22 protein-coding genes and 2 tRNA genes are annotated in these 22,516 nt (G+C 58.9%); 13 read left to right on the top strand and 11 right to left on the bottom strand.

The window, feature by feature from the left end:
* Positions 1 to 91: 91 nt before the first annotated feature.
* The gene (gene purD / locus AC06DS_RS04685; protein WP_477101133.1) at positions 92 to 1,348 is read right to left on the bottom strand and encodes a phosphoribosylamine--glycine ligase; all 1,257 of its coding nucleotides are present in this window, start codon (positions 1,346 to 1,348) and stop codon (positions 92 to 94) included.
* A 64-nt stretch (positions 1,349 to 1,412) separates the two neighbouring features.
* Here purD and AC06DS_RS04680 point away from each other — a divergent pair, with 64 nt between their 5' ends.
* A complete protein-coding gene (locus tag AC06DS_RS04680; protein ID WP_473963491.1) occupies positions 1,413 to 1,850 on the top strand; it encodes an HIT family protein in 438 nt (145 codons plus the stop codon).
* A 73-nt stretch (positions 1,851 to 1,923) separates the two neighbouring features.
* A complete protein-coding gene (locus AC06DS_RS04675) occupies positions 1,924 to 3,159 on the top strand; it encodes an esterase/lipase family protein (RefSeq protein WP_473963492.1) in 1,236 nt (411 codons plus the stop codon).
* A 21-nt stretch (positions 3,160 to 3,180) separates the two neighbouring features.
* Here AC06DS_RS04675 and AC06DS_RS04670 read toward each other — a convergent pair whose 3' ends face one another.
* Together AC06DS_RS04670 and AC06DS_RS04665 are read right to left on the bottom strand one after the other, a co-directional pair.
* Positions 3,181 to 4,809, bottom strand: coding sequence for a sensor histidine kinase (locus AC06DS_RS04670; protein ID WP_473963493.1), 1,629 nt, complete (start codon positions 4,807 to 4,809; stop codon positions 3,181 to 3,183).
* Between the two features lie 22 nt (positions 4,810 to 4,831).
* Complete coding sequence (locus tag AC06DS_RS04665) at positions 4,832 to 5,539, bottom strand: response regulator transcription factor (RefSeq protein WP_293791104.1); 708 nt, start codon at positions 5,537 to 5,539, stop codon at positions 4,832 to 4,834.
* A gap of 159 nt (positions 5,540 to 5,698) precedes the next feature.
* On the opposite strand from AC06DS_RS04665, the gene AC06DS_RS04660 reads away from it, so the two are divergent.
* Both AC06DS_RS04660 and AC06DS_RS04655 read left to right on the top strand, forming a co-directional pair.
* Positions 5,699 to 6,382 (top strand): L,D-transpeptidase, encoded by a 684-nt coding sequence (locus tag AC06DS_RS04660; protein WP_293791103.1) that lies wholly within the window; start codon positions 5,699 to 5,701, stop codon positions 6,380 to 6,382.
* Between the two features lie 99 nt (positions 6,383 to 6,481).
* On the top strand, positions 6,482 to 6,991 hold the full coding sequence (locus AC06DS_RS04655) for a GNAT family N-acetyltransferase (RefSeq protein ID WP_293791102.1): 510 nt from the start codon (positions 6,482 to 6,484) through the stop codon (positions 6,989 to 6,991).
* A gap of 45 nt (positions 6,992 to 7,036) precedes the next feature.
* On the opposite strand, the gene AC06DS_RS04650 is transcribed toward AC06DS_RS04655, so the two are convergent.
* The 3 genes from AC06DS_RS04650 to AC06DS_RS04640 all read right to left on the bottom strand — a co-directional run bounded on the left by AC06DS_RS04650 (position 7,037) and on the right by AC06DS_RS04640 (position 7,980).
* The gene (locus tag AC06DS_RS04650) at positions 7,037 to 7,765 is read right to left on the bottom strand and encodes a hypothetical protein (RefSeq protein WP_473963494.1); all 729 of its coding nucleotides are present in this window, start codon (positions 7,763 to 7,765) and stop codon (positions 7,037 to 7,039) included.
* Between the two features lie 22 nt (positions 7,766 to 7,787).
* A tRNA-Gly gene (locus AC06DS_RS04645) sits at positions 7,788 to 7,861 on the bottom strand.
* 46 nt (positions 7,862 to 7,907) lie between these two features.
* Positions 7,908 to 7,980: transfer RNA gene (locus AC06DS_RS04640), tRNA-Thr, on the bottom strand.
* A gap of 180 nt (positions 7,981 to 8,160) precedes the next feature.
* Between AC06DS_RS04640 and thrE the strand changes: the two genes are divergently transcribed.
* The 5 genes from thrE to otsB all read left to right on the top strand — a co-directional run bounded on the left by thrE (position 8,161) and on the right by otsB (position 12,987).
* Positions 8,161 to 9,756 (top strand): threonine/serine exporter ThrE, encoded by a 1,596-nt coding sequence (thrE, locus tag AC06DS_RS04635; protein WP_477101132.1) that lies wholly within the window; start codon positions 8,161 to 8,163, stop codon positions 9,754 to 9,756.
* A 69-nt stretch (positions 9,757 to 9,825) separates the two neighbouring features.
* Positions 9,826 to 10,137, top strand: coding sequence for a hypothetical protein (locus AC06DS_RS04630; protein ID WP_477101131.1), 312 nt, complete (start codon positions 9,826 to 9,828; stop codon positions 10,135 to 10,137).
* A gap of 45 nt (positions 10,138 to 10,182) precedes the next feature.
* A complete protein-coding gene (locus AC06DS_RS04625; protein ID WP_477101130.1) occupies positions 10,183 to 11,649 on the top strand; it encodes an alpha,alpha-trehalose-phosphate synthase (UDP-forming) in 1,467 nt (488 codons plus the stop codon).
* Positions 11,649 to 12,137, top strand: coding sequence for an META domain-containing protein (locus AC06DS_RS04620; RefSeq protein ID WP_293791097.1), 489 nt, complete (start codon positions 11,649 to 11,651; stop codon positions 12,135 to 12,137). Before AC06DS_RS04625 ends, AC06DS_RS04620 begins: the two co-directional genes overlap by 1 nt.
* A gap of 4 nt (positions 12,138 to 12,141) precedes the next feature.
* Positions 12,142 to 12,987: a trehalose-phosphatase gene (gene otsB, locus AC06DS_RS04615; protein WP_293791096.1), complete on the top strand. Its 846-nt coding sequence runs from the start codon at positions 12,142 to 12,144 to the stop codon at positions 12,985 to 12,987.
* On the opposite strand, the gene AC06DS_RS04610 is transcribed toward otsB, so the two are convergent.
* Positions 12,952 to 14,061: a LacI family DNA-binding transcriptional regulator gene (locus AC06DS_RS04610; RefSeq protein WP_477101129.1), complete on the bottom strand. Its 1,110-nt coding sequence runs from the start codon at positions 14,059 to 14,061 to the stop codon at positions 12,952 to 12,954. The two genes, otsB and AC06DS_RS04610, sit on opposite strands and share 36 nt — an antisense overlap.
* Positions 14,062 to 14,200: 139 nt before the next feature.
* Between AC06DS_RS04610 and AC06DS_RS04605 the strand changes: the two genes are divergently transcribed.
* The 4 genes from AC06DS_RS04605 (at position 14,201) to AC06DS_RS04590 (ending at position 18,561) form a co-directional block, all read left to right on the top strand.
* Entirely contained in the window at positions 14,201 to 15,181 is a 981-nt protein-coding gene (locus AC06DS_RS04605) for a metal ABC transporter solute-binding protein, Zn/Mn family (protein WP_477101128.1), read from the top strand.
* A complete protein-coding gene (locus tag AC06DS_RS04600) occupies positions 15,181 to 15,882 on the top strand; it encodes a metal ABC transporter ATP-binding protein (protein WP_293791094.1) in 702 nt (233 codons plus the stop codon). The genes AC06DS_RS04605 and AC06DS_RS04600 overlap by 1 nt, the downstream gene beginning before the upstream one ends.
* The gene (locus AC06DS_RS04595; protein WP_293791093.1) at positions 15,879 to 16,817 is read left to right on the top strand and encodes a metal ABC transporter permease; all 939 of its coding nucleotides are present in this window, start codon (positions 15,879 to 15,881) and stop codon (positions 16,815 to 16,817) included. Before AC06DS_RS04600 ends, AC06DS_RS04595 begins: the two co-directional genes overlap by 4 nt.
* Before the next feature lie 94 nt (positions 16,818 to 16,911).
* Positions 16,912 to 18,561, top strand: a complete 1,650-nt coding sequence (locus AC06DS_RS04590) for a carboxylesterase/lipase family protein (RefSeq protein ID WP_477101127.1) — start codon at positions 16,912 to 16,914, stop codon at positions 18,559 to 18,561.
* 35 nt (positions 18,562 to 18,596) lie between these two features.
* On the opposite strand, the gene rlmB is transcribed toward AC06DS_RS04590, so the two are convergent.
* The 4 genes from rlmB to AC06DS_RS04570 form a co-directional block, all read right to left on the bottom strand.
* Positions 18,597 to 19,553: a 23S rRNA (guanosine(2251)-2'-O)-methyltransferase RlmB gene (rlmB, locus tag AC06DS_RS04585; protein WP_293791091.1), complete on the bottom strand. Its 957-nt coding sequence runs from the start codon at positions 19,551 to 19,553 to the stop codon at positions 18,597 to 18,599.
* A gap of 204 nt (positions 19,554 to 19,757) precedes the next feature.
* On the bottom strand, positions 19,758 to 20,630 hold the full coding sequence (locus AC06DS_RS04580) for an HtaA domain-containing protein (RefSeq protein ID WP_239388477.1): 873 nt from the start codon (positions 20,628 to 20,630) through the stop codon (positions 19,758 to 19,760).
* Complete coding sequence (locus tag AC06DS_RS04575) at positions 20,627 to 21,301, bottom strand: biliverdin-producing heme oxygenase (RefSeq protein WP_293791090.1); 675 nt, start codon at positions 21,299 to 21,301, stop codon at positions 20,627 to 20,629. The genes AC06DS_RS04580 and AC06DS_RS04575 overlap by 4 nt, the downstream gene beginning before the upstream one ends.
* Positions 21,302 to 21,381: 80 nt before the next feature.
* Positions 21,382 to 22,515, bottom strand: a complete 1,134-nt coding sequence (locus AC06DS_RS04570) for an HtaA domain-containing protein (RefSeq protein ID WP_476727850.1) — start codon at positions 22,513 to 22,515, stop codon at positions 21,382 to 21,384.
* Position 22,516 lies beyond the last annotated feature (1 nt).

Here is a 22,516-nt window from a genome sequence, read left to right as displayed (position 1 = left end):
GCGCTAAGTGCGAAACCCTAACGGAATCTTTACACGAGAGTTTTCTCTCACACTTCTGCCGCAGTGAAAAACGTACGAAAATCACCCGTGCTTAGACGGAAATACGACCCTCAACTGCCGGAAGAGCGATATCCGTGCGGTAGTGCGAGCCTTCCAATTGGATTCCCTTTAGCGTGTCATATGCGTGCTCACGCGCTTCTGCGAGCGTGGCGCCGGTAGCGATGACGTTCAGCACGCGTCCGCCGGCGCTGACCAACTGACCGTCTTTTTCCGCTACGCCTGCGGCCAATACTCCGCGGGATTCGCTGCCTGGCTCTGCACCAGTGATCGGCTGGCCTGTGACGGGGCTGGCCGGATAGTTCTCTGCGGCCAGTACCACGGTCAGGGCGTAGCCTTCCTCCCACTCCAACGGTGGCAGTTGATCCAAGGTGCCCGTAGCCACTGCGTTCAGCACCTCGCCCAGCGGGGTCTTCAACAGGCGCAGCACCGCCTGGGTCTCCGGGTCGCCAAAGCGGCAGTTGAATTCCACCACAGCGGGTCCTTCACTACCCCAGGCCAGACCTGCGTACAGCAGGCCGTTGAAGGGCACGCCCTCAGCAACCATTTGTTTAGCAACGGGTTCGACTACCTCCGTCACAATGCGTTGCACGCCGTCCTCGGGCAGCCATGGCAGCGGGGTGTATGCGCCCATGCCGCCGGTATTCGGCCCTTCGTCGTTGTCTCCGACGCGTTTGTGGTCCTGGGCTGGCAGCAACGGAACAACTGTCTCGCCATCGACGAGGCAGAACAAGGAAACCTCGGGGCCGTCCAAGAAGCTTTCCAACAGCACGGGGTTGCCACCAGCATGTACGGCCTGGATGTGTTCCAAGGCCTCCGCCCGGTCGCCCGTGACTACGACGCCCTTACCGCCAGCCAGTCCATCGTCCTTGACGACATAAGTGGGGCCGAATTTGTCGAGGGTGGCGTCAATAAAAGAATCGCTAGACCCGACGGGGACGGCGACGGCCTCAGCCGTACGGACCTGCGCCTTGGCCATGATGTCTTTCGCGAAGGCCTTCGAGCCCTCAATCTTTGCCGCAGCAGCCGACGGGCCGAACGCTGCGAATCCCGCGGCGCGTAGCTCATCGGCTACACCGGCTACTAGGGGAATCTCAGGGCCGATCACCACAAGGTCTGCCTCGATCTCCCGAGCCAGCTCTACCGGATCACCCTCTGCATGCACAGTGGCTACTGCTGTCATGCCGGCGTTACCCGGGCTCACGTGTACCTGCTCGACGGATGGATCCTGGGACAGGGAATAAGCCAGCGCGTGCTCGCGGGCACCGCTGCCGATTACAAGAATGCGCATGGTTCCCAGTCTAGCGAAGCTGACCCCCACCACCAGAAAGGTTTAACGCGCTAACATCGGCAGCATGGCTACGGTATTCACGAAAATCCTGAACGGTGAGATCCCCGGTCGCATCGTTTACCGCGACGAAACAGCAGCAGCGTTTTTGACCATCGAGCCCGCGGCCTATGGCCACACGCTGGTCGTACCGGTTAAGGAGGTCGACCGATGGACCGATTTGGACGCGGCTACCTGGGCGCACTGTAACGAAATTGCCCAGCTGGTGGGCAAGGCCGTGGTGGATGGTTTTGACGCCCCGCGGGCCGGCTACCTCATTGCCGGTTTCGAGGTGCCACATGCCCATATCCACATTTTCCCGGCCTCTGACATGTCCGGCTATAGCCTGCAAAATGTGATGCGGATGGATGAGACTGATCCGGAAAAGATGGATGAGTCCGCCGACAAGATCCGCAAGGGGCTGCTTGCCCAGGGAGTAGACGAGGCGAAGGTTCCTTCCGCTTAGACCCAATCCAGCTCTAGCTATACATCAGCTACACGCCCCAGCACCCTCGACGATTTATCGCGGTGGATAACCAGTGGAAAACGACAGCAAAGCCGACGACGCTCACGACATCGCAACCCCGAAGGTTGGCTCGGAAGTTGACCCGGAACTCGACCTTGAGGAATTAGCCGAGGTTGATCCCCCAGCGGGCGCAGCCGTGGAAGCTGAAATGAAAGAAACTGCGGATGGTGGTTCCGCCGCCAGCCCCGGCAGTTTCGACAGTTACGACGGTTACAACAACGGTGACGGTGACGCCGACTATGATCCTGTCAACGCCGGTGATGTCATTGGTGAGGGGCCGGACAATCGCAGCTGGTTGAGCCGTCTCGGTAGCGGGATGGCCAGCGGTATCTCCAGTACCGGCCGCTTCCTCTGGGATATTCCCGGACGGATGAGCCGCCCTCAACTACCGCAGCTACGCGGCGCCATCCCCGATCCGCCGCTTGGCGCCCGCCAGGTCTCCCCCGGCTATGCCGACGACCTTTGGCAAGCACGCCCCACCATTGATCGCCCTTATCCTGTGATCCTTATCCACGGAACCATCAGTTCGAAAAATGTCTGGCAGAACCTGGTTCTGCGCCTACGTGAGGACGACTTCGTGGTGTTCAGTCCGGACTACGGTGTGCATGGCACCCAGGACATTCCCACTTCCGCCCAGGACATTGGCGCCTATATTGAACAGGTTTTGGCCGCCACGGGGGCGGAGGCTGTGGACATTGTGGGGCATTCCCAAGGCGGATTGCTGGCACGCTATTGGATCAATGAGCTCGGTGGTGAGGACTATGTCCACCACCTCATCACTCTCGGCGCCCCACACCAGGGCACCACACTCATGGGCATGCTCGGCAATATGTTCACAACCGACATGAGCCAGCGCGTGGCAGCCGCCACTATTCGGCGGATCTTCGGCGCAGCGGGTATGCAACAGGTCATTGGTTCGCCATTGATGGAGACGCTTGCCGCGTCCCCTGAGACCCGCAATCACATTCGATACACCTGCTACGCCACGCGGAACGACGCGACCGTCGTACCCCACGAAAACGCTTTCCTGGGTGACCGCCAGCCCACGGTCCCCAGCGACCATGAAGATTTTCACCTCGAAGACGGCCATTCGAACGATACAGGCGAGGCCATCATCACGAATTACTTCTTACAGGATCTCGGCGTATCCAAATGTAAGCATGAGGAATTACCAACTAATCCGGATGTGCAGGACATCGTCCACCTGGCATTACTCGACGGCCTAGAAGAACACGATACGGAGGCTTAGCCCCCGTACTCTCCCCGAACGCTATTCCGCCTCGGGAGCCTCAGGCAGTTCGATGCGGAACCGTGTGCCCTCGCCTACTGTGCTATCCACGGAGACTGTTCCACCATGTGCAGCCACCAGCCCCTTAACGATCGACAGCCCCAGACCCGAACCACCCGAAGCACGGGAGCGTGACACGTCCGGGCGGTAGAACCGTTCAAATAGGTGCGGCAGATCCTCCTCCGGGATGCCTTGCCCGTTATCCTCCACGTCTACGATCACACGGCCATCGCGTTGATCCAGACGCAGAGTCACTTCCGCATCCTCTCCGGCATGCCGCAGAGCATTGGTAACCAAATTGCCGAATACCTGGTGCAACCGGTTCACGTCGCCAATAACCAGGGGTACCTCTCCCGTTTCATTGACCACATGTACCATGCGGTTCGAGAAACCTGCACGCGCTGACTCTGCTGTTTCCAGCACTAGTTCCAGCATGTCCACCCGTGCTTTGTCCAATGGGCGCCCCTCGTCCATGCGGACCAGTGCCAGGAGATCCTCGACCAGTAGACTCATGCGGCCAGCCTCTTCGGAAATGCGGTCGATGACCATGGGGGCGTCATCAGTAGCACCGGATTGGTACAGCTCCGCGTAGCCTCGCACCGACGTCAGCGGGGTGCGCAGTTCATGCGAGGCGTCGCCGATGAAACGGCGCATCGATGCCTCAGATTTGCGCGCCTGCTTCTCCGAAGCGCCGATGGCCACGAATGCCGCTTGAATCTGTGCGAGCATTTTATTGAGAGCCTGCGCAAGCCGTCCGACCTCCGTGTTGGGTCGCCAGTTCGGGACGCGCTGCCCGAGGTCGCCGTTCGAAATTTTTGACGCCGTCAGTTCCACCTCGTTCAACGGGCGTAACGCGCGACGAACCAGATACATCGACGCCAGAATGACGAATGCGATCACCGTCAAGCCGATAAGTACCTGAAGTAGGACGAGGCGGGAAATAATGTGCTCTTCTTCCTCCAGCGGCAATGCAACGATAGTGATCGTCCCATCATCGTTTCGGAAGCTAGTGGCCCGCCAACTGATACGAGAACCGGAATCCTCGCGGGAACCGACGGTGACAGGCATGGTCGGTTTGCCCAGCCCGCGAATTTCGGGGCGAGCTGTCACGGGAGAGTTGAAGTATTCGTAGGAAATATTGTCGTCAACTACCAAGACATAAAAGTCGCTCGGCGGTCGGGTTACTCCGGTGACGGGATTCGGAAGCTGCTGGTTAAGCACGCCGAAGCCTTCGAGGCCGAGGGAGTGTCCGCTTGAGGAACCAGCGATCCCGTCGGATTCTAGTTCATTCTGAGTATCGCTATTGTTTTGTTCGCTCTGCGTACCGCTGTTTCCGTCGACCAGGCCCGATCTGTGAGCCCAACCATTCGTGGCCTGATCCAGCTGCTCGTCGACTCTTTGGATCAGGAAGCGCTGCAGGGTGGTGGTCACAGATACGCCAGAAACCGTTAAGCCCATCGCAACCAAGACGGCGATGACCACGACCAATGAGATTCGTAGCGGGTAATGGGAAAGGAAATGCCCCGGATGCCCCGAACGCACCGGGACGGCTGATGCAGGGGAAGCGGGGTTGACTGCAGAATTTGCAGAGGAATTTGCAGGTGACGACATAGAAATGCGCAGAATCTAAAAACTAAGACCGCGGCTTGCGAAGCACATACCCCACGCCACGCACTGTCTGGATCAGGTGGGGCTCTTCCTTATCAATTTTGCGACGCAGGTAGGAGACATAGGATTCGACAACATTGCCGTCCCCACCGAAGTCGTAATTCCACACGTGATCCAGGATCTTGGACTTGCTCAGCACAACCTCGGCGTTGATCATCAGGTAGCGCAAGAGTTTGAATTCAGTCGGGGAAAGATCGACGACCTCACCAGCTTTGGTGACCTCATGCATGTCGTCATTGAGGGTGATGTCCTCGTAGGTAATGAGACTGGATTCCCGCTCATCGTCCGGAGAGACTCGGCGCAGGATCACCCGCAGCCGGGTAATCACTTCTTCGAGGCTAAAAGGCTTGGTCACATAATCATCTGCACCGATTGTGAGGCCGTGGATACGATCTTCCACTCCATCCTTGGCTGTAAGGAAGAGCACCGGAGCTTCGTGACCGGCGTCGCGGAGCTTGTTTAGCAGAGTAAATCCATCCATGCTGGGCATCATCACGTCCAGGATGAATGCATCCGGCTTGTAAGTATTCGCCAGTGCCAGTGCGTCCTGGCCGTTGTCGGCCGTTTCAACGTCGAAACCTTGAAACTTCAGGCTCACTTTGAGGAGATCAGAAATATTGGCCTCGTCATCGACAACGAGTACCTTCACCGGCTGATTGTTTGGCATGGTCATGCACCTCATTGTGCTGCAGAGAATTAGCGTCTGTCTGCATGATAGCTGGATGTCAGCTGTGAACAATGTAGAGGTTTAGCTACCTCTTGCAGTCCATAATTCCTAAAGAAATCCTCATTCAGTACGCCTTTTAAGAGTTAGACCCATTAAGCTGTGCCTATGACGAAATCTACCTCTCACTCTCTCCGCCGCCGCATCGCTGCTGTCGGTGCTGCAACCATGATGGCAGCAACCCTGGGCACCGGCGCTGCGTCCGCTGCTCCCCTCGGTTCCTCCCAGCAAGACATCAACAACATCGTTCTAGGTGCACGCGACAACGTCCACAACGGAACCCGTGGACTGCCGGCACCTGTCCGTGGCCAGATCAATCGCGCAGCTGACGACGCTGCAAACTTCCTCGCCCCTGGCGCCCTGGCTGCTCGCGAGCGCGCCAACAAGCCAGCGCCACGTCCGGCTCCTGCCCCGAAGCACCGCCCCGCCCCGGCTCCGCGCAAGAGCCCGTGCCCGGCTAACGCCCGTGGCTGCGTAAGCCTGCGCGATCAAACTGCATGGCTGCAGCGTGGCGGCAAGACCAGCTACGGCCCGGTGAAGGTTTCCACCGGCAAGCGTGGCTACGAGACCCCGAAGGGCTGGCACGTTATCACCCGCAAGGTGAAGAACGAGGTTTCCCGCACCTACGGCAACGCCCCGATGCCATACTCCGTGTACTTCACTAACAACGGCCACGCCTTCCACCAGGGCTCCCCGAACGTGATGTCTCACGGCTGCATCCACCTGGCCGCCCCTCACGCTCAGAACTTCTTCAACGCTCTGAACGTCGGCGACCGGATCTACATTTACTAAGATCCCCTGCCGGCTCCTGGCCGTCGCCGGCGCATACTCCCACCCCCAGCGCGAGCACCACGCTTCGCCCTGGGGGTTTGTTTCGCTACGCTGAGATATATGACTTCTCACGCTGATTCCCCCATTGAGTTCACGTTTCGTCGAGCGGTCGAAGCCGACCGTCCATTCATCCACAAAATGAACGAGGAAACGGATACCTGGGGTGACCCGGAGCGGGGATTTTCGGAGACGTTCGACGAGGACACTGTCTTTTATGTGGATGGCTGGACTGAGGGACAAGGTGGCGTCATCGTCGAAGAAAACGGCGAGGCCATCGGCGCTGCGTGGTTGCTTGACTCTTCAAAAGAGCATCATGGTTACGGGTTTGTCTCCGAGGAATATCCAGAGGTAGCAATCGCCATGGCGCCTGGCAACACAGGCAAGGGGTTGGGTACAAAGCTAATGCAAGCTGTACTTGACCAAGCAAAGGCAGACGGCAAGCCGGGAGTAAGCCTTTGCGTGGTGTTTGGCAACGACCGGGCGAAGCACGTGTACGAGAAGATCGGTTATGTCGACAAGGGCGTGGACGAGGCCGAGCACGCGCACGTCATGCTGTACACCTTCGACTAGAAAAGGTGCCGGGGTAGACTCCGAGCCCGGGTTGCACCGGTGCTACTAGGATTCGCTTGGTGGCACAGCAAGGCTGGCTAGGTATTCCTCCGGGGTTTCAAAGAGATCGTCCCATCCTTCCTCTAGGATGCTGTGCGGCTGCCAGACCATTCGAACAGAAATAGGCCCCGTAGTGAGCCCCTTTGCAGTGCTATCCCATACGGGATGCAAACCGTTGCACTTCAGCGAATCGATAATGACTTGCGCCGCCTCTTCCACCTGCTCCGTCATCGACCGGACATAGAAATCGATGCTTACTTCCTGAAAATCAATCCCGTCTGCCATTTCGAAGGGGATCAGCGCTTCGCCGAGCTCATCGCCATCACTTTCGCTCGATCCCCAGTCATCAAAAACCAAGACTTCTACCCTTTTGGCTCGCATTTCCAGGATGGAACAGTACAGTCGGTCAAAATCGGTAGTCGCGAGAGCCCATGCTTCCATTTCAGCATTCAACTGCTGAGCTATATCAGCCAGGTATTCATTGGCGAAGTCATAAAGTGTCGTCTTTTCTTTCCCATGAACACCTTCTTCCCGGACTGGCAGTTGCTTTAATCGCTGCTCCCAATCGTCAGGAAAGTACAGTTCTACTTGGGGATTAACAAGATCGTTTGCAAGCCGGGCGAGACTTGATGTTCCAGATATAAGCTCATTGCGAAGCCAAAGGTTTAGCTTTTGAGCTTCCTCTACAGACAGTAAATCTGCGATTCTTTGTGGTGAGTGTTGATTGTTAGTCACACCAAAAGAGTACCCCTGAATTTGGAGCCGGCGACGAGAATCGAACTCGCACTCTCAGCTTGGGAAGCTGATGTTCTACCACTAAACTACGCCGGCGTTTCTGGCAACGGAGTGGCGCTTTAGGCCACACCGGATCCAGATGAGCTGGAGACGAGACTTGAACTCGCAACCTACGGTTTACAAGACCGTTGCGCTACCGATTGCGCCACTCCAGCAACAATCCATCTTCGAAGTCCGCAAGAAACAACGCCCCTTGCAGATGATGGACTTTCCCAGCCTAGCAAGCGATCCGCGAGAACATTAAAACGGTCCCGGCATTTCACCGTTGAGCTGGGCAAATGTGCGCCTGTGAAAACTCTTTCGCCCCCATGTACGGTATGAGGGTGTCTAGTTTCATGTCGAGGGCGTTAAAGAAGAGCTCTGACCTGCTTTTTTCTGGCAACAGAGCGACCATCGATGCTATCCGCCTAGCTCCGCCACCGTCACCACTGGCGCCGGTGGATCTTTCCGACCCGGTAAAGACTCATGCGGTAATGGATCTCGCCGCCCGAATCGGCGATCAACTCCTCACCGCAGGCAGCAGCAACTCAGATGCGAAGGCGCAGATCCGAAGCATCATGAGCGCCTACGGCCTGAACAACACCCACGTCGACATCACGTTGAACACGATCTACATCTACTCGCGTTTCAACGAGAACACTCCCCCGACAAACATGTTTCGCGTTGTGCGGCAGCTGTCTACAGATTTCTCCCGTATCACGGAGGTCGATCGCCTAATCCGCTCGATCGTTGCGGGAGCCACCCCGTTGGAAATGGCACAGAAGATTCTCTTCGACATTGAGACTTCCCTGCTGCCGTATAGGAACCGTTATGCACTGGCGAGCTGGGGCGGGTTCGCGGCTGCCGTCGCGTTGCTGCTCGGCGGTGGTTGGGCCGTGGCGATCGTCGCAGGTATCACAACGATCTTCACGATGTTTGCGAATGCCTGGTTGGCTTCGAAGTCCTTGCCGTTGTTCTTCCAAAACGTGCTGGGTGGTTTCGCCGCCGTAATTCCCGCAGCCGTCACCTACTCGATTGCGGATCGAATCGATTTTTACTTGCCACCTTCATTGATCATCGGTTCCTCGATCGTCGCGCTACTCGCAGGTTTGACGCTGGTTCAGGCGCTACAGGATGGAATCACTGGTGCCCCGGTCACGTCGGCCGCACGCTTCTACGAAACTTTGCTTCAAACCGGCGGCATCATCACCGGCATTGCAGCTGGTATTCAGATGATGGCCGTTATGGGCATTACCCTGCCGCCGCTGGACACGACGCATACATCGGGCGTGCTGGGGTCTGTGACAATTCAGATCATCTCCGGTGCTGTCGCCACGGGATTCTTCTGCAGTGCGTGCTTCTGTGAGCGCCGCGCCACGGTAGTTGCAAGTCTGACAGCGTTGATCGCTTCACTCGCCCTGTTCAGCGTGACGACTTTATTGGATTGGCCTGGCACCTTCGGCATTGCCTTGGCCGCGCTGGTTGTCGGCCTGGCCGGTGGTCTGCTCTCCCGTCGCTATATGATTCCTCCGCAGATCACCGCGGCCGCTGGCATCACGCCTTTCCTTCCCGGTTTGGCGTTGTACCGTGGAATGAGTTCGGTGCTCAACGACCAATTCGTAGTCGGTATGTCTAACCTCGGTTTCGCGCTGACTACCGCCACTGCACTGGCTGCTGGTGTGGTGCTCGGCGAGTGGATCGCCCGCCGTATTCGCCGCCCGCGGATCCTACATCGCTACCAGCAGTTCCGACGCCCCAACGTGGGTTCGCGCCGAGCACCCCAGCAGAAGCCACGGATGGGCACAGATGGACGCGTCCGCCAGCCGCTGCACTGGCGCCGGCGCCGAAGGAGCACGTCAAAGAGTATGTGGCAGTTGGATAGTGAAATGCGGGCGTCAGAAGGCGAACTCGAGAAACAACAAGACCACCCGACAGGAACGAGCGATCAGTAAATCGCGTAAAATATTTAAAGTTGAGACTTAAGTTCCGTACGTCGACTGTGTAGAAATGGGGTCAGGCTCGTGCCTCCGAAGGTCACCGACAACCGTTCCGCTAACAATGAATCCCTGCATGCGGTGGAAGCAGAAACGGCTCAGGCTGCGCAGCGCATCGTCGCGACCTACTCCGAGGACTTCCTCGATGCAGCGACCTTGATGTGCATGCTGGGCGTGGAGCCGGAGGGGCTAATCCACCGCCGCGTGGTGGCTGAACTGGAAGAAGCGGAGCAGGAGGCCAAGAAGTCCACCCGCAAGACCACCAAGAAGTCGGCGAAGAAGACCGCCAAGAAGTCCACCAAGAAAACGGCGAAGAAGGCAACCAAGGCCAGCGAGTAGGTCGCCGTTTGTTAACGCCCCCCTTGCTGATACGGAGTGACCGCCATGCAATCCGATTTTTTGGTTGTTGCTAATCGCCTTCCCGTCGATCGCAACGTCAACGACTCCACCGGTGAGGTCACATGGGTGCCCTCACCGGGCGGGCTGGTCACCGCTCTCAAGCCGGTTCTGGAATCCAACCGTGGGGCGTGGATCGGCTGGCCAGGAGCAACCGATGAGGTTCGCTTAGAGGACATGCCGTCGCCAGAGGAAGCTGGGATCCATATGATTCCCGTGAACCTCGACGCGGATGATTTTTCCCAGTTTTACGAGGGCTTTTCCAACGCCACCCTGTGGCCCCTTTATCACGACCTGATCGTGCACCCCACCTACGATAAAGACTGGTGGGAGCGCTATCAGCAGGTGAATCAAAGATTTTCCCAGGCTGCGGCGGATAAGGCCGCAAAGAATGCAACGGTGTGGGTGCAGGACTACCAACTGCACCTAGTTCCCGGCCAGCTGCGCGAGATGCGCGACGATGTCTGCATCGGCTTTTTCCTGCATATCCCCTTCCCCGCCCCAGAGTTGTTCCGCCAGCTGCCATGGCGCCGCCAGGTGCTAGAGGGCACCCTGGGCGCGGACGTGGTGGGGTTCCACACGCAGGATTCTGCCCGGAACTTTATGGTGGCGCTGCGGGCGATGAATTACTCGGTGCAGATCGTGGATGATTCTGAGTCTGCTAATTTCCTGCGCGGGGCTCGCTTACCCGAAGAGGCACAGGTGGTGGGCAGTGTGACTCTGGACACAGGGCGTGTGGTGAAGGTGGGAGTTTTCCCGATTTCCATCGACACCGCCAAGGTAAATGCCCAAGCCAACCAGCCTGATGTGTTGGCACAAGCCAGTGATCTACGTGCCCGCCTGGGTAACCCGAAGGTGCTGATCGCGGGCGTGGATCGATTGGACTACACCAAAGGCATCCAGCACCGACTGGAGGCCATAGAGTTCCTACTGGATTCTGGGCGTTTGGCGCCGGAGGATATAGCGATGGTGCAGGTCGCCACCCCGTCTCGCGAGCGACTAGACGATTATCAGCGCACTCGCCAGCAGGTCGAGGCCATTGTCTCCCGCATCAATGGCAACCACGGCAGCCTGGGGCGTTCCCTGATCCACTACATGCACTCCGGTTTGCCCTTCGAACAGATCGTCGCGTTGTACTCCGCCGCGGATGTCATGCTCATTACTCCGCTAAAGGATGGCATGAATCTGGTGGCCAAGGAATACGTAGCCTGCCACTCGGATGGTTCGGGGGCGCTGGTGCTCTCGGAGTTCGCAGGCGCGGCCACGCAGTTGGTGCAGGCCTACCTGTGTAATCCGCATGACGTTGAGTCCATCGCAGACGCACTACAACGGGCCATCGAGGATGAGCCGAAGGATAAAATCCGCCGGATGCGCGAAATGTGGTCTCACCTACAGGAGCACGATGTCAACCGCTGGGCCGATGCATTCCTGCAGCAACTGCGGGAGGTGGAGTGATGCGCAGGAGTCGCACCACCGCCCTCTTGGTTTTAGGGCTCAGCGCAACCGGACTGACCGGCCTTGCCGCCTGCTCCGATTCGGGGGCACCGCTGGGCAACTCCCAATGGCAGGTCTCGGCTATCTACGATACGGATGCGCGTGGGGGCCTGCTGCCGGATGCCCAGCAAGGCCGCAGCTTCCTGGTTTTCGGTGAGGATTCGCTGACCGGTGCGAGCGGCTGCGTGCACCTTTCCGGTCACGTGGAGTGGAAGGAAGGTGGCATGCGGATTAGCGAGTTCTCCTCTTCCCCCATCGACGGAGCCCAGTGTCTCCCCGGCGATGAGGATACGGCCGACCGTCTGAAGGCAGTCCTCAACGACCAGGATCTCACCTACACCCGCCCCTCCGAGAACTCCCTGAAACTCAAGCAGCCCGCCCCAGAGGACAAGCAGGATTGGGAGTCTATTCCTGCGGTCGAGTTCCTCAGCGGCCCGAAGGACGGCTAGTGCCATGGATGGATCGTTTCTACCTTTACTTTCTGACGCCGACATCTCCGAGCTCGCCGCCACCCCAGACCTACTGGTAGCGATGGATTTCGACGGCACCCTGGCTCACTTCTCGGACGAGCCCGAGGGAGTGCACGCTGTCCCCGGCGCGATGGAGGCACTAGTGGGGCTGGCACAGCTTCCGCATACCGAGGCAATGGTGATTTCTGGGCGCAATCTGGAGTTGCTGACGGCCGCAACGATGCTGCCAGTGGAAGGTCCGGTACACCTTGTGGGCAGCCATGGCGCGGAGCCTGCCGACGGCGGGGCTGCGCCTTTGAGCGCGGAGCAGGCGACTTGGCTGGGAGAGCTGCGCGACCACGCAGAAGCGATCGCGACCGAGCATGAGGGAGCCTGGGTTGAGGTCAAGCCTCTGGCAGTTGGATTGCATACCCGACTGGTGCCGGATAAGGAGCTGGCCGGGTGGCTCAACCAACGGCTGGCGGACTTCGCGGCCACCAGCGATCTTTCCCAGGTGACGTGGGGTAAAGACATTTTGGAAGTCGCGGTAGACAAGACCACCAAGGGCTCGTACATCGAGGGCTTCCGCGGCGCCTACGCGGCCCGGAATGGCCGCAACCTGCGGGTGCTTTTTGCCGGGGATGATACGACGGATGAGACTGTGCTTTCCACGTTGTACTACTCTCCCGCCACCGCTCAGCCCTCAGCACAGTCCGCCCCGCCTGCGGATGTGGGCATTCGCGTCGGCGGCGGTGAAACCTCCGCTACTCGCCGCCTGGACACCCCGGAGGACGTCCGGGATTTCCTCGAGGAACTATTGCGGCGGCGCCACGGACGTTCCGAGGATTAGCTCTGTTTCCAGCAGCACGGTCGGCGTTTCCACTCTGCGGCTGGCCTTGGCCGATGTGTTGTTCAGCCTCTTTTCGATGAGTCCGGCAAGCATATTTCCGCTCTCCAATCCCTTATCTTTACTGGGTTGGCGGACGGTGGTGATGTGGGCGTCAATAGCTTCAGGAATACCGTCAAACCCTGTCACGGAAAGCTGGCCGGGTACGTCGATGCGCTGCTTTTCTGCGTAGCGCAGCACTCCGAGGGCTTGTGAGTCCGTGGTGCACGCCACCGCAGTGAGCTCCGGGTTGGCTGCGAGCAGCTCCTCGGCAGCTTCGTAGGCAGTCTGAGGGTTGTTGATATGCCGCTCGACGATAGGTGGCTCGGAGATCCCCGCCTCGCGGAGCACGTCCAGAATGCCAAGCAGGCGAGAGCGCTGCACATGCATGTGCGCCCCCTCAATGCGTTCTGTGGGAACCGGCCCGTTGTTTGGCACGCGATCCAAACGGATACATAGCACGCCGATGCGGGTATGCCCGGCCTCCACAAGAGCGCGAATGGCGGGCTTGATGGCCTCGCGGTCGTCAATTCCCACGAAGGGGTCTCCCGCGCCGGCGGGCTGGTCACACACCACGGTCGGTAGTCCACGGTTTCGTACGGAGGCCAGATAAGGGTCGTCATCAGCCACGGAGTAGACAATGAAGCCATCCACGCTGGCCTGGTTTACCAGCTGTGCAGGCCGATCAGCGCTGGGGTTATCGTCCACACCCGCGGGGATCAACAACATGGAGGCATCCATTGCTCCGCAGCTCACCGATACACCGGAGACGAACTCTAGCGATGCCTGATCTTCGAAGGCATAGGGAAGTTCCTCGGTCAGCAGCACTCCGATCGCACCTGCGCGTCGCGTGCGTAACGAGCGCGCCATCGGGTCTGGCCCCGGGTAGCCAACCTTCGCCGCCACGTGCAGAATCTTGTCGCGGAGCTCGGGAGAGAGCTGATCCGGGCGGTTGTAGGCATTCGAGACGGTGGTGCGCGAAACGCCCAGTTCTGCCGCGATGGAGGCCAGGGTGCCGCGCCGTACTGCTCTGCTCATTCTTCTAAGGGTAGTCCCCGGGCCTTCTTGTTCGGGGGTTGACGCCCACTTCCCCGTGCCCGCTTTGGTGCCCTGCAAACAACCCATCTTTATGTTGACGAGCGTTTTCATCCCCATTAATCTCGGGAGAATGAAGAAAATGGTTGCCAATTTCGGAGCAGTGTTAAGTATCGCAACGTTGGCTTTGGGCGTAACTGCCTGTGCCGGCGGGTCTGAAGATTCCGCAGCTGATGGGGACAAAATCAAGCTGGTCGCCTCCACCTCTATCTGGGGCAGCATCGCGGAGGACATCACCGAAGGGCGCGATGACGTTGAGGTAACCACCATCCTCAGCAGCAAGGATGATGATCCACACGAGTACGAAGCGACTGCCCGCGACATCGCCAAGGTGAAAGACGCGGACATCGTTGTTGCCAATGGTGCAGGCTACGACAACTGGCTAACCGACAACGTGGAGGAAGACACTCCCCTTGTGACTGCACAGCCACTGGCTGCAGCGCATCACCACCACGGTGAAGACCACGGTGCAGATGAGCACGCCCACGAGCACGGCGAAGACGCTCATGACGAGCACGAGGGGCATGACCACGGCGATGAGCACGCCCACGAGCACAGCCACGATGAGACCAACCCGCATGTCTGGTTCGACCTGGATGTGGTCTCCGAGTGCGAGAAGAAGCTCTCCACCGAACTGCACAAATTGAACTCCGACATTCCGGAGTCCGACGAGGACATCACCAAGAAGACCGACGAGCTGAAGGCCCGTGTGGAGAAGCTCAGCGGAAAGAACGTGATCCTCACCGAGTCTGTGGCTGCCGAGCTAATTGATGATTCCGATCTGAAGGACGTCACCCCAGAAGGTTTCACCCACGCCGTGAACAGTGAGTCCGAGCCCTCTGCAGCTGATCTGGCCGCTACGCGCCAGCTCATCACTGACAAGAAGGCCGACATCCTCATCACTAACGAGCAGTCGGAAACCTCGGCCGCCTCGCAACTGACCGAGGCCGCCAAGGAGGCAGGCATCAAGGTCGTAAATGTCAACGAAACTCCCGATGAGGGTCAGGACTACTTTGAGTACGCAGACTCCCTCATCAAGCAGCTGGAGGACGCAACCAAGTAATGGTTCTTGCTCTCCGCAATGCGGCAGTTGAACCCCTCTGGCGTGACCTCGACCTCGAGGTTGAGCCAGGGGAGTTTTTGGCTATTTTGGGGCCGAACGGGGTGGGAAAATCCACTCTCCTGAACGCTGCCCTCGGCACCCGCAAACTCAGTCGAGGCAGTCTTAAAGTAACGGACAAGCTGGGCTATATCCCCCAACAAAGGATGTTTGACCCATCCATTCCGCTACGCGCGCGGGATCTCGTTGGGTTGGCTCTTGCAGCGGGCGTCATAAAAAATAGGCGCCCGAAGAAAGCCCAAATAGACGCGGCGCTAGAAGAGGTAGGCGCGACTGGCCTGGCCAAGCGCCGCGTAGGTGAACTTTCCGGTGGCCAGCAACAACTGATTCGCCAGGCGCAGGCGATGGCTCAGGATCCGGAGCTATTACTGTGCGATGAACCGCTGCTCTCGCTGGATCTGCGGGCGCAAAAACAGACCGTGGAGCTGCTCGACCGCAGGCGGCGCGAGCACAACACTGCGATCGTTTTCGTAACCCACGGCATCAACCCGATCCTTAATGTGACCGATCGCGTGCTTTACCTCGCCCCGCATGGGCACACCATCGGCACGGTAAAGGAAGTAATGAATAGCGAGACGCTCTCCCGGCTGTACCGAACCGATGTGCAGGTGTTGAATGTGGACGGAAAGCTGGTGGTCGTATGAGTAACCAATTCCAGACCGGCGACTGGTGGGATGACACCCTCGCGTTGCTCTCGGTGGACTTCGTACAACATGCACTATTGGCAGCGCTGCTTCTGGGTATCGTCTCCGGCGCGATTGCACCGCTGATCGTGATGCGGAAAATGAGCTTCGCCGCACACTCCACCGGTGAGTTGGCGCTGATGGGTGCAGCGGCCGCGCTGCTGTTCGGCTTTAGCGTGAGCTGGGGTGCGCTGATCGGCGCAGTATTAGCCGCTGTGGCGCTGACGGCGCTGGGGCAAAAGGAACAAGACGCCATCGTGGCGGTGGTCTTAAGCTTCGGCATGGGCCTTTCCGTGCTGTTTATTTATCTTTACCCCGGTAGGTCGTCCTCGGCGTTTAGCCTGTTGACAGGGCAGATCGTGGGCGTGAGCTCGGCTTCGCTAAACATCCTGGCGGTGCTGACTGTTCTAGTGGTAGTGACGATGGCGCTACTCTGGCGGCCGCTTTTGTTCGCCACGGTGGATCCGGTGCTGGCCGCTGCCTCGGGTGTGAAGGTGCGCGTGTTGGCGCTGGTGTTCGCCGCGCTGATCGGCGTGGTGGCCAGCCAGGGAGTGCAGATTGTCGGCGCGCTTCTGCTGATTGCGTTGCTGATTACCCCGGGTGCGGCGGCGGTGAAGGTGACCAGCAATCCGGTGCTGGCCGTGGTGCTGTCGGGTACGTTCTCCGTTGTCGCGGCGGTCGGAGGGCTGGTGGCATCGCTGGCGCCGGGGCTACCGGTTTCCGTGTTCGTAACCACCTTGAGCTTTGTGATTTACCTAGTATGCCGTGTTATTGCGTGGATGCGTTCCCGGCACGTACAGGCGGATGCAGTGCGAGCTCAGGAGTATTCGACTGCCGGCGAGTCAGTATCGAAACAGACCAGCAACGAGACCGCGGGCCACGTACACCACGCCTAGCTCGCGCGCTCCTCACCCCACCAATAGCGCTAAAAATATATTCATCTCCCCCGTAAGAGGGACGCCGCACGAGTAGCTCGTTAGAGTAGCACTTGTGATTAACGAGACGGCATCTAACTCACAACCCACCAACCCCTGGATCATCCGCACAACCACCGGCCTAATCAAAGGCCACGCGGAGAACGGCGTCACCGCCTTCCGTGGCATCCCTTACGCCGAAAAGCCTATCGGCGAACGCCGCTTCCGCCGCGCCGAGCCCATTACCCCATGGGAGGGCGTGTTTAACGCCGCAACTTCCGGAGACGCCTGCTCCCAATACCGCCCGGCGCGCAAGTCCGCAGGTAACTGGGAGGGCACCGAGGACTGCCTATGGCTCAATGTGGTGGTTCCGCGTCCCGCAAACTCCCCCACGCCTGCCATTGATCCGGAGGCCAACCGCCCGGTGGTGGTCTACTTCCATGGCGGATCGAATATTCACGGCTCGGCGAACAAGCCTCTGCTTTCCGGTGAGTATTTTGCCCAGGCCATCGATTGTGTGTACGTGGCCGTGAACTACCGCGTGGGCATCTTCGGCCAATTGGCGCTGGGCGAAGGCACGCACACGCCGGACACCATGGATAGCAACGCAGGCCACTCCGACCTGCTGACAGCACTGCGCTGGATCCACGACAATGCCCGCGCCTTCGGTGGTGATCCGGACCGTGTGACCATCATGGGTGAATCCAGTGGTGGATCCATGGTCACTGCCCTATTAGCCACCCCATCTGCCAAGGGCCTGTTCAGCGCGGCTATCGCGCAATCCCCCGCCCCGATGATCGTCCACACACGCGCTAATGCGAAATACTGGACGGATTTCGCAGCCCGCTGGCTGCACCGGATGCGAGCAGAGGAATCTATGCCACTGGATCAGCGCACCCCGGTTCGTCAGGCCCCTCCGGAGCTCAGCGATGAGGAACTGCAGGCCGCCACCGAAGATCTGCTAACCGCCGAGCACGCAATTTTGGGGCGCCTCTCGGATGAGATCGTTCGCTTCCACGCAGACAATCCCATTTCCAAGGCCGGCCCGTTTGCGCCGGTGATCGACGGCGACCTACTACCGGAGCACCCGCTAACTCCCGGCGCGATGATGGATGTGCCCCTGCTGATCGGTTCTAACCGCAACGAGTACGACATGATGCACCTGGAGCCGAAGCGTAACTCTATGCAGTACACGCGCACTCGCACCTTCGCACAGGCGATTTCTGGCTCTGCGGCGCACGCCACCAACATTCTGGAGCAGCATTACGGCGGCCCGAAGTCCCGCAAGCTGAAAGGTCGCTTCTTCGGCGATGCGTTGTTTACCGGTCCTTCCTGGTTCCTGGCCCAGAATCATCCGAGCGACCGCGCGTGGGTCTACCGCCTGGACACCACCACCCCGTTTTTGCGCTACACCGGTATGGGCGCGATGCACGCCCTAGATCTACCGATTCTTTTCCAACGCTATGACCAGGACAAGGGGCGCATAGCCGTGCTGTTCGGCGGTCGCGACGAGTTACGTGCCACAACCGTCGCCATGCAGTCGCGTTGGAGGCAGTTCGTGCACTCGCACGACCCAGGTTTCGATCCCTATTCTTTGGGCTTCGCCACCCAGGTTTTTGACGCCCACTTCCCTACCGGCGAGCAAACCATCTACGACCCGCAACCTGAGCTGCGGGAAGCGTGGGCGCAGGTCCAGTGGGATAAGCAGGAGGAAATGCTCGGCTAGAGCTGAGTTTGGGCGCTACTGGAGCCGAGGGGGCGTCACTTAGCAGCGCGACGCTGACGGGCGAACTCGCTGAGCACCACGCCCGCAGCGACCGACGCATTAAGGGACTCGACCCACTTGGCCATCGGGATCGACATGATCGTGTCGCAGGTGTCCGCCACCAGGCGGGACAGCCCCTTGCCCTCGGAGCCGACGACGATGACGGTCGGGGTGGTGCCGTCGTAGGTGTCGAGAGTGTGGTCGCCACCAGCATCCAGGCCCACGACCTGGTAACCAGCCTGCTGGAACTGCTTCAGAGAGCGCACCATGTTGGTAGCCTTCGCGACCGGCAGGCGGGCGGCCGTGCCCGCGGAGGTGCGCCAAGCGACGGCGGTAACGGAGGCGCTGCGGCGCTCCGGGATGATCACACCGTGACCCCCGAATGCAGCGACGGAGCGGATGACCGCACCGAGGTTACGCGGGTCAGTGATGTTATCCAGCGCGACGACTAGGCCGGGCTGTGGTGCGGAGGCGGTCCGCTCGATCAGGTCCTCGACCTGCGTGTACTGGAATGGCGGGATCTGCAGGCCGATGCCCTGGTGCATTCCGTTGCCGGTCATACGGTCCAGCTCGGCACGGGAAACCTCCAGCACGGAGATGCCACGGTCGGCGCAGGTGTGAACGGCCTCGGCCAGACGCTCGTCGTTCTTGGCGCCCTCCGCGACGTACAGTGCTGTGGCAGGAACCTTGGCGTGCAGGCACTCGATCACCGGGTTACGGCCGACCACCAACTCCACCTGGTTCTCGTCCTTGGCGAAGCGGTCATGCGCGCCGGAAGCCCGGCGCTTAGCGGCCTGCTTGCGCTTGTAGGCAGCATGGTAGACGCGATCCTCCGCCTTCGGCGTGGCCCCCTTGCCCCGCAGGCTGCGGCGCCCCTGACCGCCGGAGCCCTTGGTTGCGCCCTTCTTGTTCTTCTTGCGCACGCCTCCGCTGCGCTGGGTGTTGCCCGCCACTGTTAATGCCCCTCTTACCTGGTCGACTACGTGCGTTTGTGTATGTTACTTCCCCGGCACGGAAAACTGGAACCAGGCTCACGAGTATGTGGACACCAAAGCACCCCACCTGCTGTGATTTTGTTACTTCCACTGCCAATCCTGTCGGCAGCAGCTGGAACGACCAACAATTCTTCGCAGATGGGGTGGTGTGGTGCTTTACCTCTAGACGTTGATGCCGAAGTTCTTTAAAACTCCGCGCCAATCCACGTGTCCGGAGGCCAGTGCCCCTACCCCAATCACTGCCGCAATGGCGGCGATCACACCGGCCGCGATGCCAAGGGGCGAGCTTTTGGAACTGCCACTAGAAGAACCGGAGAACCCACTTGCGCTTCCCTGCAGTTCCTGCGGGGTTACATTTTCTACCTGCTTGCCATCGTCATAGTCCAGCAGCAGGTCCACGTCCGCGCCCTCCAGCTTTTCGCCCTCATTGTAGCGGAGTAGAGATCTCTGCAATCCGATACCGGCCGTTGTGGGACGGTTCTGGGCAACGAAATCCTTACCTGGATCAATCGGGGCTTCCAGGAGGAAGGTCACGATTACTTCATCGTCGCCGCGCTTGTCTAGCTGCGTAGGATCGTTCGCCGTGTTACCGGACAGGGAGTAGTCCCCGATAAGCGATACCGTTTGACCTGTGACATTCAATTTCAAGTCGAAATAAGAGACATCCAAAGCTGGTCCGCCGTTCTTACCAAGACCTTTGTATGCGGTCACATGTGCGCTGCCGTCCAGGGCAATCGTGCCATTACCCTGCGGGTCCAGCTTCGTTTCTTGGGTGTTGACCGGGAACACAAACTGGTTTCCCTTAAACTCCGCACCTCCATCACCGATGACAGTCCCCCTAGCGACCGGCCCCTGCACATGCTTAAGGAAAGAGGTTTTGATCGGCCAAGCAAAAGCACCGGCTTCTAACACTGGGGCGGACACTTCCTCTGCCTGTGCTACAGGAACCGCCATGCCGCTTAACGCGACGGAACTGGCCAGGGCGCTGGCAACGAAGTGGCGGGAAGTGGACTTGGACAAGAAAGGTGGATTCACGCGCAGACTCCGTAAAGATCTGTGAACAGTGCAAAATTCATACCAAAAGCATCGATGGCTTCCTCAATCAATGTGGAACGCTGCTGCGTTGTGAGTGGCAGGCTATCGAGGCGCTGACGGTAGTTGGTTCGGTACGGAGGGATCTTGCCAATAGCGGAGAAGTCATAGAACTTCAATGCCTCGGGATCGACATTGTAGAGGTCTGCTACACGCGCAGCGATAACCTGACCGCCGGAAATATCCCCGAGGTAGCGGACATAGTGGTGAGCGATCACTCGTACAACGTCTTGTTCCCCGAAAGAGTCGAGTCGATCTACATACCGCCGGGTGGCGGGCAGTAGTTCAAGTTGTTTGCGCCAATCGGAGCCGAGGCAATACGTCAGATCGTGGTCCAACGCAGCGCGACGTTGCAGGCGCGGATCTGCAATAACCGACCCGATGGGAGTGCCGGAGACTCTGTCTACAGCGTTCTCCAGAGCGCTGTAGACAAACCAGAGTTGTCCCGAAAGCGCATACACCGCTTGAGCGTCAAGCTCGCCTTTGAAAAGGGTGCTCATGAACTCAGAGCCTTCTGCGCGCCCGTGCGCCTCCGCAGTGGCATTGCGCAGTGCCTGAGAGATCGGCTCGGCTGTGTTAAAGCTTGTGTTTGAAAGTGTGGAGGTCGAAGCCATCACGTTATTCCTTTCGAAAGAGTTTCAAGATCCGCGTGGAATCTGGAATTTGTCGCTGAACGAGAAAAGGGAACTCGTTATTAGCGCAAGTTGTGGTGGCGTAGGAATTCATCAATCTTCTTGTGAATGCCATCGAGAGCGCCAGACACGTTGATCGCGTGGCCAATGATCGCCAGCATGCCTAGGATTCCGACCGTGCCAAGAATGTAGTTCCACACCTTTCCGAACTTGCCCAGCGAACCTTGGCCTTGCCCCTGGTCATCCGGGTTGTCTGGGTTGTCCGGGTTGTCCGGGTTGCTGGGGTTGTCCGGGTTGTCTGGGTTGCTCGGGTTGTCTGGGTTGCTCGGGTTGCTCGGGTTGTCCGGGTTGTCTGGGTTGCTCGGGTTGTCTGGGTTGCTCGGGTTGTCCGGGCCGGAACCACCTTCATCATCCGGATTCGGCTCCCCTGGCGTTGCACATTTCTTCTCGGTGGTCAGAGAAACATTGATGTCATCCAGCTCTGGCTTGTAGTCCGCCGAGTAAATGCCCATGAATAGGACGTCTACACCCTCCACAATGTTCTTGTCCCCATCCGTTCCTGGCTTAGGAACGTAGGTCATGCTGCTTGCATCAAGCGTGACAGTGTCCCCGTCAACCTTCCAGTTTCCGTGCCCCTTCGAGAACACGTCCCTGCCGGAAACCTTGTTCTCTTCGATACGGTCCTCAGGCGTATACTCAGTCATGTGCTTGCCAGGCACGTAGTATCCCTCGTAGCTGGCGCCGCCCTGAATACTAGCCCCCTCGGCCGTGATGTAAGGGGACTTGAAGTTCGAGTACAAAGCACCATGATGGCCTTCAAAAACGACATCGGACGGCTTGGTGCCGATCTCTGCCTTGGTTACGTTGCCCTCGGAATCGACCTCAATGCTAGATACACTTGGGTCTACCTGGAATTGGAATTGGAAGTCCTTGGACTTCTTGTTGGCAGGATCAGATTCCTTAACCTCACCCTTCGTTTCCCAGCTTCCCTGAGCGATTCTCCCCAGGATGTAGCTGCGGAAGCTCTCCTTCAATCCCCAGTTGAAGGTACCGCCAGTGATAACAGTTTTGCATTCAGGTTTAGCCTGAGATGCGCCCTCCTGTGCCGATGCAACGGGTACGGAAAGTGCAGCAGTGCCCAGGGCGAAGGACATCACAGTGCCGAGCATGGCATTTCGAGTTGACTTAATAGACATG

This window comes from Corynebacterium sp. TUM25015 (genome assembly GCF_056393505.1).
Note: the sequence above shows the minus strand (reverse complement) of the source record. Positions and strands in the feature narration are given on the sequence as shown.